At 65.4% G+C, this 14,112-nt stretch carries 17 protein-coding genes; 8 read left to right on the top strand and 9 right to left on the bottom strand.

Going from position 1 to position 14,112, the window contains the following annotated elements; all coding sequences use genetic code 11:
• A complete protein-coding gene (locus VL52_RS10435) occupies positions 1–1,392 on the top strand; it encodes an efflux transporter outer membrane subunit (RefSeq protein ID WP_046156978.1) in 1,392 nt (463 codons plus the stop codon).
• A gap of 68 nt (positions 1,393–1,460) precedes the next feature.
• On the opposite strand, the gene VL52_RS10440 is transcribed toward VL52_RS10435, so the two are convergent.
• Positions 1,461–2,474 (bottom strand): glycosyl hydrolase family 18 protein, encoded by a 1,014-nt coding sequence (locus VL52_RS10440; protein WP_235429276.1) that lies wholly within the window; start codon positions 2,472–2,474, stop codon positions 1,461–1,463.
• 516 nt (positions 2,475–2,990) lie between these two features.
• On the opposite strand from VL52_RS10440, the gene VL52_RS10445 reads away from it, so the two are divergent.
• Positions 2,991–3,404 (top strand): hypothetical protein, encoded by a 414-nt coding sequence (locus tag VL52_RS10445; RefSeq protein ID WP_046156979.1) that lies wholly within the window; start codon positions 2,991–2,993, stop codon positions 3,402–3,404.
• Positions 3,405–3,546: 142 nt separating this feature from the next.
• On the opposite strand, the gene VL52_RS23270 is transcribed toward VL52_RS10445, so the two are convergent.
• Together VL52_RS23270 and VL52_RS10455 are read right to left on the bottom strand one after the other, a co-directional pair.
• Positions 3,547–4,179, bottom strand: a complete 633-nt coding sequence (locus VL52_RS23270) for a hypothetical protein (protein WP_052729251.1) — start codon at positions 4,177–4,179, stop codon at positions 3,547–3,549.
• Positions 4,180–4,201: 22 nt separating this feature from the next.
• Positions 4,202–4,906, bottom strand: coding sequence for a glutathione S-transferase N-terminal domain-containing protein (locus VL52_RS10455; protein ID WP_046156980.1), 705 nt, complete (start codon positions 4,904–4,906; stop codon positions 4,202–4,204).
• Between the two features lie 129 nt (positions 4,907–5,035).
• Here VL52_RS10455 and VL52_RS10460 point away from each other — a divergent pair, with 129 nt between their 5' ends.
• Together VL52_RS10460 and kdsA are read left to right on the top strand one after the other, a co-directional pair.
• Entirely contained in the window at positions 5,036–5,386 is a 351-nt protein-coding gene (locus VL52_RS10460) for a hypothetical protein (protein ID WP_046156981.1), read from the top strand.
• A gap of 99 nt (positions 5,387–5,485) precedes the next feature.
• Positions 5,486–6,334, top strand: coding sequence for a 3-deoxy-8-phosphooctulonate synthase (gene kdsA, locus VL52_RS10465; protein WP_046156982.1), 849 nt, complete (start codon positions 5,486–5,488; stop codon positions 6,332–6,334).
• 6 nt (positions 6,335–6,340) lie between these two features.
• Here kdsA and VL52_RS10470 read toward each other — a convergent pair whose 3' ends face one another.
• Positions 6,341–7,111, bottom strand: a complete 771-nt coding sequence (locus tag VL52_RS10470) for a class I SAM-dependent methyltransferase (RefSeq protein ID WP_046156983.1) — start codon at positions 7,109–7,111, stop codon at positions 6,341–6,343.
• 213 nt (positions 7,112–7,324) lie between these two features.
• Here VL52_RS10470 and VL52_RS10475 point away from each other — a divergent pair, with 213 nt between their 5' ends.
• Positions 7,325–7,672: a hypothetical protein gene (locus tag VL52_RS10475; RefSeq protein WP_046156984.1), complete on the top strand. Its 348-nt coding sequence runs from the start codon at positions 7,325–7,327 to the stop codon at positions 7,670–7,672.
• Between the two features lie 43 nt (positions 7,673–7,715).
• On the opposite strand, the gene VL52_RS10480 is transcribed toward VL52_RS10475, so the two are convergent.
• The 4 genes from VL52_RS10480 to VL52_RS10495 form a co-directional block, all read right to left on the bottom strand.
• Positions 7,716–8,339 (bottom strand): 3'-5' exonuclease, encoded by a 624-nt coding sequence (locus tag VL52_RS10480; protein ID WP_046156985.1) that lies wholly within the window; start codon positions 8,337–8,339, stop codon positions 7,716–7,718.
• On the bottom strand, positions 8,336–8,539 hold the full coding sequence (locus VL52_RS10485) for a hypothetical protein (protein ID WP_021476013.1): 204 nt from the start codon (positions 8,537–8,539) through the stop codon (positions 8,336–8,338). The genes VL52_RS10480 and VL52_RS10485 overlap by 4 nt, the downstream gene beginning before the upstream one ends.
• A gap of 88 nt (positions 8,540–8,627) precedes the next feature.
• On the bottom strand, positions 8,628–9,035 hold the full coding sequence (arfB, locus tag VL52_RS10490; protein WP_046157008.1) for an alternative ribosome rescue aminoacyl-tRNA hydrolase ArfB: 408 nt from the start codon (positions 9,033–9,035) through the stop codon (positions 8,628–8,630).
• A gap of 197 nt (positions 9,036–9,232) precedes the next feature.
• The gene (locus tag VL52_RS10495) at positions 9,233–9,946 is read right to left on the bottom strand and encodes an SDR family oxidoreductase (RefSeq protein ID WP_046157009.1); all 714 of its coding nucleotides are present in this window, start codon (positions 9,944–9,946) and stop codon (positions 9,233–9,235) included.
• On the opposite strand from VL52_RS10495, the gene VL52_RS10500 reads away from it, so the two are divergent.
• The gene (locus tag VL52_RS10500; RefSeq protein ID WP_200895987.1) at positions 9,935–10,906 is read left to right on the top strand and encodes a helix-turn-helix transcriptional regulator; all 972 of its coding nucleotides are present in this window, start codon (positions 9,935–9,937) and stop codon (positions 10,904–10,906) included. The genes VL52_RS10495 and VL52_RS10500 overlap by 12 nt on opposite strands.
• A 54-nt stretch (positions 10,907–10,960) precedes the next feature.
• Here VL52_RS10500 and VL52_RS10505 read toward each other — a convergent pair whose 3' ends face one another.
• Positions 10,961–12,490, bottom strand: coding sequence for a thioredoxin family protein (locus VL52_RS10505; protein WP_046156986.1), 1,530 nt, complete (start codon positions 12,488–12,490; stop codon positions 10,961–10,963).
• A 159-nt stretch (positions 12,491–12,649) separates the two neighbouring features.
• On the opposite strand from VL52_RS10505, the gene VL52_RS10510 reads away from it, so the two are divergent.
• Complete coding sequence (locus VL52_RS10510) at positions 12,650–13,552, top strand: helix-turn-helix domain-containing protein (RefSeq protein WP_160298935.1); 903 nt, start codon at positions 12,650–12,652, stop codon at positions 13,550–13,552.
• A gap of 43 nt (positions 13,553–13,595) precedes the next feature.
• Entirely contained in the window at positions 13,596–14,111 is a 516-nt protein-coding gene (locus VL52_RS10515; RefSeq protein ID WP_046156988.1) for a NuoB/complex I 20 kDa subunit family protein, read from the top strand.
• Position 14,112 lies beyond the last annotated feature (1 nt).

A 14,112-nucleotide genomic window follows, 5' to 3' on the forward strand; every position in this document is an offset into this window, starting at 1 on the left:
ATGAATAGAACAACAACGCCGCTGAAACACGGCCTGAGCGCCATCGTCATCGCCGCCGCGCTGGCCGGCTGCGCCGTCGGCCCCGACTACGTCAAGCCCAAGCTGGACATCCCGGCCAGCTTCAAGGAAGACGGCCGCTGGAAAACCGCCGAACCGCAGGACGCGATGCCGCGCGGCGACTGGTGGACAACATTCCAGGACCCGACGCTGAACGGCCTGATGGACACGCTGAATAAACAAAGCCCCACCATCGCCCAGGCCGAGGCGCAGTACCGCGAGGCCCAGGCTCAGCTGCGCCAGGCCCAGGCCGGGCTGTTCCCGTCGCTGTCGGCCAACGCTTCGCAGAGCCGCGGCGTTTCCTCTCCAGGCGCCGGCACAACCAATGCCTACAATCTGGGCTTGTCCGCCAGCTGGGAAGTGGATCTGTGGGGCGGCGTGCGCCGCGAGGTGGAGGCCGGCAAGGCCAAGCAGCAGGCGTCCGAGGCCCAACTGGCCGCCATCCGCCTGAGCAGCCAGGCCCAGCTGGCCACCGCCTACCTGCAGCTGGTGGTGGCCGACCGGCAGTTGGCCAATCTGCGCGACAGCGAGAAGGCGCTGGCCGAAGCGCTGAAGCTGACGCGCAACCAGTTCGCCGCCGGCATCGTCGGCGACGACGCGGTGGCCTCGGCCGAAAGCCAATGGCACAACGCGCAGGCCGCGGTGGTGGACAAGCGGCTGACCCGCGCCCAGCTAGAGCACGCGATCGCCGCCCAATTGGGCCAGGCGCCGGCCAGCTTCGGGCTGCCCCCAGCCACGGAAACGCCCCACCTGCCGCAGATTCCGGCCGGCCTGCCGTCGGCGCTGCTGGAGCGCCGGCCCGACGTGGCCGCAGCCGAGCGCAATATGGCCGCCGCCAACGCCCAGATCGGCATCGCCAAGGCCGCCTTCTTCCCAACGCTGACGCTGGGCGCCAGCGGCGGCTACCGCGGCTCCACCTTCGCCGACTGGGTGACGCTGCCGAACCGCATCTGGTCCATCGGCCCGTCGCTGGCGCTGACGCTGTTCGACGCCGGCCTGCGCAGCGCGCAGACCGACCAGGCGATCGCCAGCTACGACGCCAGCGTGGCCAGCTACCGCCAGACCGTGCTCGCCGCGCTGCAAGGCGTGGAGGACAATCTGTCGGCGCAGAGCCTGCTGAAGGAGGAGTCGGGCATGCAGACCGCGTCGCTGGCCGCGGCCAAGCGGGCGGAAACCATCGCGATGAACCAGTACCAGGCCGGCACCGTCGCCTACCTGAACGTGCTGTCGGCGCAAAACGCCCGCATCGCGGCGGAGAACAACCTCTGGACCGTGGTCAACCGCCAGTACACCGGCAGCGTGGCGCTGATCGCCGCGCTGGGCGGACGCTGGTGACGCCGCGCCCCGCTATGGCAAAAACCGGGCTCGAGGCCCGGTTTTTCTTTGCCGCTCCATCCCTCAGACTACGGCTGCGATAAGCCCTGCTTCAACGCGGCCCAGAAAGCGGCATCCTCCATCCCCAGCGCGTAAGCCGAGGTGCCGCCCAGGCCGTAGGCGTTCACCAGGCTGGCCTTCAGCGCCACGCTGCGGGCGTTTTCCGTCCAGACGGTATGCACGCCGCTGCCGTCCTTCGCCGCATAGGTGAAATTGACGGAGTGAGTGCCGACATCGTAGCGCGGCTTGACGCCATACTGGCTGATCAAGGCCTGTGTCTTGCTCCAGAACAGTTGCTTGCCGCTGTTGTCGGACTTCCAGTCATAGCCATAGGCTGGAATGCCGTTCAATATCTTGCTCGCCGGCACAAGCGATACCGCGTAATCCAGATCGTTCTCCATCCAGTCCGAACCCGCCACCGGCCCAGGGCCCCAGGTGGGGATCGTTTCGTCATAGGTCATGATTTGCAGATAATCGGCCGCCGCGCCCAGCGCGCGCAGATCGTAGCCATAATTGGCCTCGTGGTTTTCATCCTTGGTGGAGAAAGCCGGCACGCTGACGATCAGCTTCAGCCCCTTGGCGTGCAATGCCCAGCCCAAAACCTGGATGAAGTTGCTGAAGTTGTTGCGGTCGCCCTGCGCCACCGCCTCGAAATCAATATTGATGCCGACAAAGCCATTGGCCTGGGCGAACTTCACCAGATTGGCCACCGACTGGTTCAGCGCGACAGTCGACACCGCATGGGCGATATCCGCGCTCCAGTCGCTATCGATATTGGAAATGCAGCCATAAGCGGCGATCTTCCTCGTCCGCAGGAAGGACAGCGCGTTGGCCGGCGCCGCCGCGCCATTGCCGGTGATCGAGCCATCGCGGGTGATATTGTAGAAATCGACGGAAACCGCGTTGAAATTGGAGTAGTGCTTGGTCAATGCCTCATAGTTGCCCTGATAGTCCGAGTAGTACGTCAGCACCATCGGGGCCGCCATTGCGGTTGCGGAAGAAAAAGCCAGGCCGGCCAGCAAGACAGCAATCTTTCGTTTCATGCACGCACCTTGTAGTGTTTTGCCTGCTGCATGCACGGCCTGTGCAGCGATAGGCTGATTTGATATGAAAACCCGTATCCTAGCGCTGTAATTTTAAATTTTTCCGCCAAGACAGAAGCAATAAACTAAGTACTTATCAAAGTGGGGACGATACCTCGTTTTCGTTTCTGGCGCAAATCATCAGCCTTAGGAAAACCTGTCGCGAACACACTTGTTCCTGCGGTTGTCCAACGATTAGGTCAATCGCAAGACGGTTAGGGGCACTCGCGAGATGCGGCGCAGGCGGATCGGGCCGATAGAGTCGATGCGACAAAAGAATGGCCGTTGCATGGTGCCGTCTCCGCCCGGATATCGCATCCCCCTGGCCAGGAGCCCACATCCAGACGAAAATGCACGGCGACCACTGGCTGATGTTCGATCGTTTTGGTCGGGCCTCGACTGTTAGCATCAACCGCTGCGACGCCGGCAGGCCAACCATTGCCTGAGCCCTCGCCTCATAAAAATAAGGAAAGAACGATGAACAAAAACCTTGCCCTGCTTTGCCTGGCGCTGGCCGCGCCATTCGCCTCTGCGGCCGGTTCGCCGCAGACCATGCTGGAAAACTATCTGGCCAAGGATGCCGCCGGCATGCGGCTGCAGGAGTACCCGGCCACTCGCTACTTCGCCAACTACCAGGACGAGCCGGGCTGGGACATGGTGACGCTGATCACCGGCTACGGCGTGCAACCACAGCAATGCGGCCCGCGCCGCTGCGAATTCTTGGTCCGCTACCAGCTGGATCCGACCCGCCCATCCGACGAACAGGCCAAGCCCCACCCCAAGGGCGGCGAGGAAAAGGCCCGCTACGTGGTGGTCAAGCAGGGCGGCGGCTGGAAGATCGACAGCGGCAGCATGCGCGAGCCGCACGTGAAGCGCGGCGCGCTGCGCTGACGCCGCCGGAAGCGGGCCTTGCCTTGGACGCCGGTCCTTCCGGCGTCACTCAGCGCCGCTAACAAAACCTGGTGAAACATCTGAGGCAAGGCGCGTCGACGCACACAGTACACGCAGTACGGCAAGTCTACGCAACGCAGCATCAGGGGTTGGGTTGGCGGCTGTCAGGGTAGGAAAGCGTGACGACCTTCGAACTGGCGCTGGCCTTGGTCCGTTTTTCGTCCGGCCCGGAGTAACGAACGGTAGTCACCGCTAGCTGAGGCTGGCCGCCCGGCCCCGCCAGCGGATTCAGAAACACCTGGCTGCCCTGGCAAGGCTTGCCCTCGTCGCCGCAATCGCCGAAATTATTCCCCTCCTCCGCCTTGAACAGCGTCCGCGGCTTCCAGCCATCGAACAGCACCACGCTATACGTGGCGTCGAAATTGCCCTGGCCGGAGCTCGAACTGCCCAGAATCACCATATAGCCTTTGCTGCCATCATGGGACAGCATCGTCACATCGGCGGATAGCCCGCTAAAACCATCGAGCACGATGGCCTTGCCCAGCGCCGGACGGGCCAACACATAGCCTTGCATGAAGTTGCGCCCCTGATCGGGAAACTCCGCCGACGCAAGATAGGCCTTCTCGCCGCCCTTCAGCGCCAGCGGATGGACCTCTCCCAACGCCACCTTGCCGACATCGCCCAGCCAACGGACGATCTGGGCTTTGGATGGCTCAGCAGCCTGCACGGCGGCGCAGCAGAATGCGGCCAGCGCCGCGAGGTATCGGAATTTCATCGCCGCTCCTTTCCCTTCCGCCTCAATCCCGCGCCGGAATAGCCAGGCCGCGCGCCACCGCCGGCCGCTCGGCGAATGCCTGCGCCACGCGCTGGACGTTGGGAAAATCGTCGAAGCCCACCAGCTCGCCTGCGCCGTAGAAACCCACCAGATTGCGCACCCACGGCCAGATGGCGATGTCGGCGATGGTGTATTCGTCGCCCATGATCCAGGCGCGGCCGGCCATCCTGCCCTCCAGTACTTGCAACAGGCGGCGGGACTCGGCGACGTAGCGGTCGCGCGGGCGCTTGTCCTCGTAGTCCTTGCCGGCGAACTTATGGAAGAAGCCGAGCTGGCCGAACATCGGCCCCACGCCGCCCATCTGGAACATCAGCCACTGGATGGCTTCGTAGCGCGCGGCCGGATGCTTGGGCAGCAGCGACCCAGTCTTGTCGGCGAGATAGATCAAAATGGCGCCCGATTCGAACAGGGCCAGCGGCTTGCCTTCCGGGCCATCCGGGTCCAGGATCGCCGGGATCTTGTTGTTCGGGTTCAACGACAGGAATTCCGGCGACAGCTGATCGTTGCGCTCGAAGCTGACCAGATGCGCCTCGTACGGCAGGCCGGTTTCCTCCAGCATGATGGAAACCTTGACGCCGTTGGGCGTCGGCAGCGAATACAGCTGCAGGCGATCGGGATGCTTGGCCGGCCATTTGCCGGTGATCGGGAAAGCGGACAGGTCTGCCATGGCGTTATCCTTGGTAAAACGGCGAAACGCCCACTATACCCGCCCGGCATTGCGGCGTCTCCCGCCGCGATAAACCGCCCATGCTACGATCCCGCCCTCGATCATCCGCCCCCCGCCGGGAAACACACCATGCGCCGCCTTCTCTCCTTCCTCGCCCTGGCATCGGCCAGCCTGCCAGCCCTCGCCGCCTGTCCCGCCAACGCGCCGGGCGAGCCGCTGCACTGGGCCATCGCCATCTGCCAGCAGCGCTATGAAACCGACGAGATCGAAAGCCCCAAGATGCAGTCCTGCATTTTTTCAACCGCGAAAGCGCATCAGGTCGATCCGGCCAAGCCCTCCGCCAATACCTGCGCGATCAATCTGCAGTTGAAAAAGAAATGGTGCGCAGGCCTGAAAAAAACCGGCGCGGCCGACTCGGCGGACGCCTGCGTCCGCTCGCGCGACGCGGTCCCCGAAGCGGTGGCGCAAGGCGGCGCCTGAGCGCCAGGATGGCCCGCGCCGCGCCGCGGGTATATCATGTCGCTTTGCCCAATCGGCCGCGCCTTGCCTGCGGCCGCGCACGAACACAGGAAGAATCCCTTGATCAACGTCACTCTTTCCCCATCCGTCACCGTAGGCAACGAAGCGCCGTTCACGCTGTTCGGCGGCGTCAATGTGCTGGAATCCCGCGACCTGGCGCTGCGCGCCGCCGAGGAATACGTCCGCGTCACGCAGAAGCTGGGCATTCCCTACGTGTTCAAGGGCAGCTTCGACAAGGCCAACCGCTCGTCCATCCACTCCTACCGCGGCCCGGGCCTGGAGGAAGGCATGAAGATCCTGCAAGCGGTGAAAGACACCTTCGGCGTGCCGGTGATCACCGACGTGCATGAGCCGTGGCAGGCTGCCCCGGTGGCCGAAGTGGCCGATGTGGTGCAGCTGCCGGCCTTCCTCGCCCGCCAGACCGACCTGGTGGAAGCGCTGGCCAAGACCGGCCGCGCCGTCAACATCAAGAAGCCGCAGTTCATGAGCCCGGCGCAGATCCAGAACGTGGTGGAGAAGTTCGCCGAAGCCGGCAACGAGCAACTGATCCTGTGCGACCGCGGCACCTGCCTCGGCTACGACAACCTGGTGGTGGACATGCTGGGCTTCGGCGTGATGAAGAAAGTCAGCGGCAACCGCCCGGTGATCTTCGACGTCACCCACTCGCTGCAACAGCGCGAGTCCGGCGCCGCCGCGTCCGGCGGCCGCCGCGCCCAGGTGGCGGAACTGGCCCGCGCCGGCATGGCGGTCGGCATCGCCGGCCTGTTCCTGGAGGCCCATCCGAATCCGGCCGAAGCCAAGTGCGACGGCCCCAGCGCGCTGCCGCTGGCGCAACTGGAGCCCTTCCTGGCCCAGGTCAAGGCCATCGACGATCTGGTCAAGTCCTTTCCGCCGCTGCAGATCGGCTAAATAGCCTTACAGCCGGGCGCAGCGATACGCCTCGGTGCGGTAAGGGAAGGCCACCCCGCCCCTGCCGCTCAAGTCGGGATGGGTGGCGATCAGACGGCGCAACGCTTCGGCGAAGCGCCGTTTTTCGTCGTCCGGCAACGCCGCGATGAAGCTGACCGACAAGAAACGGTCGATGATCACGCGCTCCGGCGGGCCGACATGACTGTGCGGCAGCATGGTCAAGGCCGGCGCGGCGAAATAGCTGGTCGTTTCAAACGGCAGGCGCCACGCGCCGGAGTGGAAGCGCGGCGTGTCGCCCTCGTACGGCGCCAGCAGATCGCTGATTCGCGCCACCCAATCGCAGGACTCGTCGCGCACATTCCAGATCAGCCCCAGGCTGCCGCCCGGCTTCAGCACCCGGTGGATTTCCCGCAGCGCATCCTCATTGGCGAACCAATGGAACGCCTGCGCGCACACCACAACGTCCATCGACGCGTCAGGCAGCGGAATCTCCTCCGCGGCGCCCTTCAACGCCAGCAGCCCCGGCAGGCGCGCCTGCAACTGCGCCCGCATCTCATCCACCGGCTCCACCGCCGCCGCCTCGCCAGCCACCATCGCCAGCAGGCGGGTGAACTTGCCGGTGCCCGCGCCCAGATCCAGCGCGGCCGAATCCGGCCTCAAACCCAATTCGCGCCTCAGCCAGTCGGCCAGTTCCGGCGCGTATTCGGGCCGGCCTCGCTCGTAGGCCTGCGCCTCCCGGGCGAATCCCGTCTTGGCTTGTCCATGCAATGTATCCATATTCCTCCGACGCTTTACAGCGCTCCGCGAAATTATTTCAACAGAAACAGTATTGGTGCGCATTTTTAAGCCGGCCCTTACTAGCTAATATGGACCAGGGCGGCCCCATACCCTGCCGACGACACTCGCCTGGCTCGCATCCACATCGTCCATCCGGCGATCCGAAGACTCATCCCGGCCGCCCCCACCTCCCCAAACATCCCCGGAGGGCATATGACCACTGCCACCGAAACCCAGGCCGCCATCGCGGAAGCGACAGCAACCAAAAGCTACGCCTGGACGCTGACCGCGTTCCAACAACACGGCAACCTCTGGCTCAGATGGAGCAGCACCGCGCCGTTCCGCGCGCAACAGGGCCAGATCCATGTTTACGATGGAACCAGCTTCCCGTCCAACCCGCAGGACAAGACCAAGAAATGGACTTGGGACGACGCCCAGAACACGCCATGGGACAGCGGCCTGCCCTGGGGCTCCAACTGGTATTGCGCCTACATCGCGGAACGCCCGCCCAACGGCCCTTACGCCTATGTGGTGCAGGTCATCACGCCGCAGGAAAAGTAAGCTGGCCATAAACGACAAGCGGAAGCTCAAGGCTTCCGCTTTTTCACGCCGTCGTCGCGGCCTGCAATTCCCGTAAATAGGGTTTGACCTTGGCGGCGGTCACTTTCTGCAGCTTGCACAGCAAGGCATGATCGATGTCCGCCAGGTGGAACTGCTGCCGCAGCGTATCGCTCAGCAGCGCCATCAAGTGGGCCGCCATTTCAGCATCCGCCATCGCGCGGTGGGCGCGGCCGGTGTCCGGCAGGCTGGCCCAGCGCGCCAGCGTGCCCAGCTTGTGGTCCGGCGCCTGCGGCAGCAAGCGGCGCGACAGCATCAAGGTGCAGGCGAAATCCTGGCGGCGAGCCAGTCCGAGCAAACCCAGCTCGTAGTCCCAGAACTTGCGGTCGAAGCTGGCGTTGTGCGCCGCCAGCGGCGCATCGCCGACAAAACGGGCCGCGTCGCGCATCACCTGATCCGCCGGCGGCGCGGTTTTCAGCATCGCGTTGCTGATGCCGGTCAGCCGCTCTATCATCGGCGGCACCCAGACGCCCGCGTTCATCAGGCTCTGGAAGCGGTCGACCACGCGGCCATCCTCCACCATCGCCACGCCGATCTCGGTGGCGCGGCAGTCGCGGCCCGGCGACGCGCCGTTGGTTTCGAAGTCGATGACGGCGACGCGCTGCCTCATGCCAGGGCGGCCTTGGCCGCCTCTTCCGGCGTCAGACCGTCGAAGAACTGGTCGGTATACCATTCGGCCTGCTCTTCGATGTGTTCCTGAGCCTCGGCCTCCGTCGCGCCGGCGGCGACCAGATGAGTCTCCACTTCCGCGCACCAGGCCAGCAACGCCAGCGTTTCCTCGTCCAGTTTTTCCTGCGGCTTCTTCGACATCGGGATTTCCTTGCGATTCAATATATTATCGAGCCGGGCATTGTACCCGGCTTACGGCGGCGCGCAAGCGCGCGAGGCTCGGCTTACGCTAATCGTCGACCCGGCCGCGCAGGGATTTGATCGCCGCGCGCTGCGACTTGCCGGCCAGCCGGCGCTGCTTCGAGCCATACGTCGGCTTAGTGGCGCGGCGCGCCTTCGGCGTGTGGCCGGCGCCGTCTATCAAGGCCTGCAGCCTCTGCAACGCGTCGGCGCGGTTCTGCTCCTGGGTGCGATACTGCTGCGCCTTGATCACCAGCACGCCATCCTTGCTCAGCCGCTGGTCGTTCAGGCCCAACAGCCTTTCGCGCAGCCATTCCGGCAGCGAGGAAGCGGCGATGTCGAAACGCAGGTGAACGGCGGACGAGACCTTGTTGACGTTCTGGCCGCCGGCGCCTTGGGCGCGCATCGCGGTGAACGTCACCTCGTCCTCTTTGACCAGATACAGGGATGGCGGCATGGCGGAAACAATCATTGCTAAACATGCATTATAAACCGCGCGGACCCTATAGCCCGCGCGGTTTGTTTGCTCCAGTACCTGTTTACGATCTCGCGAGCCACAGCGAGGAAGCGGAATGCGCAAATGGCGCATGAGCATCCTGAAGCCATACTCACCGTGCCGCACCTCGCAACGCGCAGCAGATCATAAACAGGCTCTTACGCGCCGAGCCGGATGCCGCCGTCGCAGATCAGCGTCTGCCCTGTCATGAAGCCATTGCCGATCAGGAACGCCACCGCATCGGCGATGTCCTCGGCCCTGCCGATGCGGCCGACCGGCGTGGCTGCGGCGAAACCGGCGAACAGGTCCGCCCTGCTCTCGGCCGGCAGGAAATTCCACCACTCGGTATCCACTACCCCGGGCGACACCGCGTTCACCCGCAGCGGCCGCAATTCGGACGCCAGCACCGGCGCCAGCGCGGCGACGGCGGCGTTGGCCGCGGCCAGGCCCGCGGTGCCGCGCAAGGCGGCCTGCGCCGACACGGCGGACAGAAAGGTGATGCTGCCGTTTTTCGCCAGATGCGGCAGCGCGGCCTGGGCGCAGGCGAAATGCGGGTAGACCTTCTCCTCGAACCCTGACTTCACTTGGTTCAGATCAGCCTCAGCGAACGCGCCGCCGCCCTTGTTGCTGCCCATCGCCAGCACCAGATGGTCGATCGGCCCGCAGCGGCGGAAAGCGTCCGGCAGCGCCGAAACGTCCGACGCGTCCATGGCCAGCGCGGCGACCAGGCCATCCAGCCGCGCCCTGGCCGCCTCCAGCCGGCCGGCGTCGCGCCCGGCGATGGTCACCCGATAATCCCTATCCAACAACAGCTTGGCGCTGGCCAGCCCTATGCCGGCCGAGCCTCCTATAATCAGAACATGTTGCGTCATGACGAGCTCCTTGGCGATGAACCGGGCGAACGGCTGTCCGCCTTGGGTTTCGAACTCATCATCGGCCATACGACAAATGACAAACAGTTGCGGGATTATCCTGGTATCGTCACTACCATGAACCGCGCCGACCACACCGAAACCATACGCCTGGCAGAACTGGGCGCCTTTCTGCGCTCGCGCCGCGAAAGCCTGAGCCCTGCCGCGGCCGGCCTGCCGCCAGGCATGCGCCGCCGAACGCCGGGACTGCGCCGCGAAGAGGTGGCGATGCTGGCCGACATCGGCACCGCCTGGTACACCTGGCTGGAACAGGGGCGCGACGTGCAAGCCTCCAGCGGCGTGCTGTCGGCGCTGGCCGGGGCCTTGCGCCTGGACGGAGCCGAGCGGCGCCACCTGTTCGCGCTGGCCGGCCGGCAAGCACCGGACGCCGTCGCGCCGGGCAACCATATCGAAGCCTCGCTGCTGCGCATGCTGGACAATCTGCGCGATCAGCCGGCCTACATCACCGGCCGGCGCTGGGACATCCTAGCGTGGAACCGCGCCGCGGCGGCGCTGTTCGGAGACTATGCCCTGCTGCCGCACGAGAACAGGAATCTGCTGCGCATGGTGTTCGCCAATCCGGCGCACCGGGCTTTGCTGGCGGAATGGGACGATCTGGCGCGCGCCGCGCTGGCGATGTTCCGCTCCGACTACGGCCGCCATGCCGGCGATCCGGCTTTCGAACAGCTGCTCGCATCATTGCACCGGGACAGCGAAGACTTCCGCGCCTGGTGGCCCCGGCGCGAAGTGCTGGAGCCGCTGTCCGGGATCAAGCTGCTGAATCATCCGCGGCAAGGCCGCATGAGCTTCGAATACAGCAGCTTCGCGCTGCAGGATGGTTCGGAGCGGCGGCTCACTCTCTACACCCCGCTGGCGGATGACGACAGCGCCGCCAAACTGGCCGCGCTGCTGTCCGGCTGAAAAGAAAAACCCGCCGCGCCGGACAGGCGGGCGGGTTTCGAGCAGGCGGAACCGCTAGGACTTCAGATTTTTCACCAGCCCGTCGCACACCGGCTTCTGCGCGTCGTCGGCCGGCAGTTTCCCGCACACGCCGTCCAGCTGGCCCGCCAGGCGGCCGACGGCCTCCGCGTGCTTGCCATCCTGATTCCAGGCTTTGAGCTTCCCGGCCACCTTCTCCAGCGAGCGGCGGCTGCGTTCATAGAAAGCGCTGCCCGACTTGCCGGCATCGGTGAACACCTCGCTCGCCGCGGCCTCGATCCGGCCCGCGTCCTGCGGCTCCAGCTCCACCGCGTTGCTGACATAGCTTGCGCCCCATTGCAGCCGGGTGGCCTGCCCTTCCGACGCCTGATAGGCCTTCTGGTACCAATCCAGCGCCGCCGCCTTGTCGCCGCGCTCCTTGGCGTTGGAAGCCAGAATCAGCATGTGGTAGTACGGCGCATGCGAGGTTTTCAGCTCTCCCTTCAGCAGCTTGTCCGACTCGTCCAACAGGCCGGCGTCCGCCAGCAACTCGCCGGCGGCGGTGATCACTGCCTGGCGCTGATAGGGGTTAGGGCTGGCTTTGTCCGCTTCCGCCGCCCTGGCTCTCACGTCGGCCACCCGCTCGGCCGGCAGCGGCTGCTTGGGGTGCTGCTGCTTGTACAACGCCAGCAAGGTCGATGCCGCGCCCAGACGATCGCCCCAGTACAGCGTGCCGTCCGCTTCCAGCTTCTTCAACTGCGCGTCGAAGGCCTCGCGCAGCGTCGCGTCGTCGCCCAGCAGCTTCAGCGCGTCGCCGGCGGAATAGATGACGATGTCGGCGTTCGCGCGACTCAGCCTGTCATCGCCCAGAACCTGCAGCAGGCGGCCGCGCGCCTGGTTTCGGTCGAAGGCCGGAGGCTCTTTTTCTCCGGCCAACGCGGCCAATGCTTTCAACTGCAGCCGGGTCGCGACCGCGGCCGGTTCGGCCGGCACCCGCTCAGCCAGCTTCTCCAGCGTGGCGGGAACATCTTTCTCCGGCAGCAACTGGCCGCGGTCCACATCCCAGGCGTAATCGGCCAGCAGCTGCCAGTCAGCCGCCGCCAGCTTGTTGCCGGCCAAAGCGTCGGACAGCAGCGTCTTCACCGGTTTCACCGTCGTCAGGCCCAGTTGCAGCGTGCGCAGGTAGCGCTCCGGATCCACCTCGCCCGGCAGACGGGTGATCTCCGCGCCGTCCGGGCGGAACAGGATCATGGTCGGGTAGCCGCGCACCTTGAATTTCTCGCCCAGCTGCTGCGCGTTCTCGCTGTCGCCGTCCAGGTACACCGGCACGAACTGGCGGGTGGCGGCGATGAAGTCCGGACGGTTGAAGATGGTGGACTTCACCTGGTTGCACGGCGGGCACCACACCGCGCCCCAATACAGGAACACCGGCTTGTTCTCCGCCTGCGCGCGCGCGAACGCCGCCGGCACGTCGCCCTGCTGCCAGCTGATGCCAGGCGGCAAGGCATGGCCGTCGCTGACATCGGCATGCGCGACCGGCATCAAACCGGCCAGCGCCAGCGCCATCACCAACAAGGTTCGCTTCATGTCTCTGCCTCTTTCTGTCTTTGTATGCGTGGCACCATGCTACACCCAATATTCACAAGGCATAAAGACGGACTGGCGATTTGCTTAGCAGCGGCGCGGCAAAAGCCCACCCCCAATACCAATGGCATTGCCGACATAACTCGCCTATCATCGATGGCCATGAGCCGCCTGATCCTGCCCCCGCCGCTATCGCTGAGCGGCATCGTCCGCTACTTCCACATCGAGCATGCCGACGGCGGCGTGCTCCGGATGCCCGCCATGCCCTTCCCCTACCTCGGCGTCTTGCTGAGCGGCGACAGCTGCGCGGAGCGCGGCGGCGAACGCATGGCGTCCCCGCGCAGCTTCGCCGTCGGCGCGCTGTCGCGTCCGATCAGCCTGCGCATTTCCGCCGGCGCCGTTTTCGCCAGCGCGCCGCTGCGGCTCGGCCAGCTGCAAACGCTGTTCGGCATCGCCAGCCATGAATTGACCGACCATATCTGGCCGCTGGACGCGCTCATCGACCGCGCGGAGGAAGAGGCGCTGTTCGACAGCCTGCGTCCCGGCGACGGGGCCGGGCAATGGGTGGAGGCGCTGTCCGCCTGGATCATGCGCAGGCTGGCGCGGCGGGAGTCGCCGGGAGGATTCGACCACTGGCGGCTGCCCGCCGCCTCCTTGTTTCTCGACTCTCGAACGCTGGCGGAGCAATCCAGTCTGAGCACGCGCCAATTCGAGCGCCGCTTCCTCGCCCGCTACGGCCAGCCATTGCGCGACATGCGCCGCATGGCGCGCTTCATGCGGGCGATGGGCGGGATGATCCTGGGCCAGGCCGGCTCTCTGGCCGATCTGGCGCTGGACTGCGGCTATTTCGATCAGGCCCATTTGAGCCGCGACTTCAAACTGCTGTCAGGCTTCTCCCCGCGCGAATTCGCGCAGGGCCTCCATGGCCAAAGCAACCGCGAACTGGACCTGTTGCGCTACGACGCGCGCGAAAAACAGCTGGTGATGGACAGCGTGGACGCCGATCTGCGGGAAATGCGGGCCGACGAAGCGACGGATGTCGCCTCGGTACAAGACGCCTTCTGAGGGAGAGGCGCAGCATGGAGGCCTTGCGCAACGGAGATCCCGGATGGACCATCCCTCGCTGGAAAAAGACGGTTTTCTGCTCACCACCATAGACGGCCTGTTCGGCCGCGCCCAGAGCGGCAGCTTGTGGTATCTGTCGTTTGGCCTGGCCTGCTGCGCGGTGGAGATGATGCACGCGGCAGCGGCGCGCTACGACATGGACCGCTTCGGCTGGATACCGCGCGCCACGCCGCGCCAGGCCGACCTGATGATCGTGGCCGGCACGCTGACCAACAAGATGGCGCCGGCGATGCGCAAGGTCTACGACCAGATGTCGGAGCCGCGCTACGTGCTGTCTATGGGTTCCTGCGCCAACGGCGGCGGCTATTACCATTACAGCTATTCCGTGGTGCGCGGCTGCGACCGCATCGTGCCGGTGGACATCTACGTGCCCGGCTGCCCGCCCACCGCCGAGGCGCTGCTGTACGGCCTGATGCAGCTGCAGGCCAAGATACGCCGCAACGACACCGCCAGCCGGCGCGATCTGCTGGACCGTTCGACAAGCAGGCAGCCTGGCTGAA

It is taken from the genome of Chromobacterium vaccinii, assembly GCF_000971335.1.
In the GTDB taxonomy this organism is placed as follows: domain Bacteria; phylum Pseudomonadota; class Gammaproteobacteria; order Burkholderiales; family Chromobacteriaceae; genus Chromobacterium; species Chromobacterium vaccinii.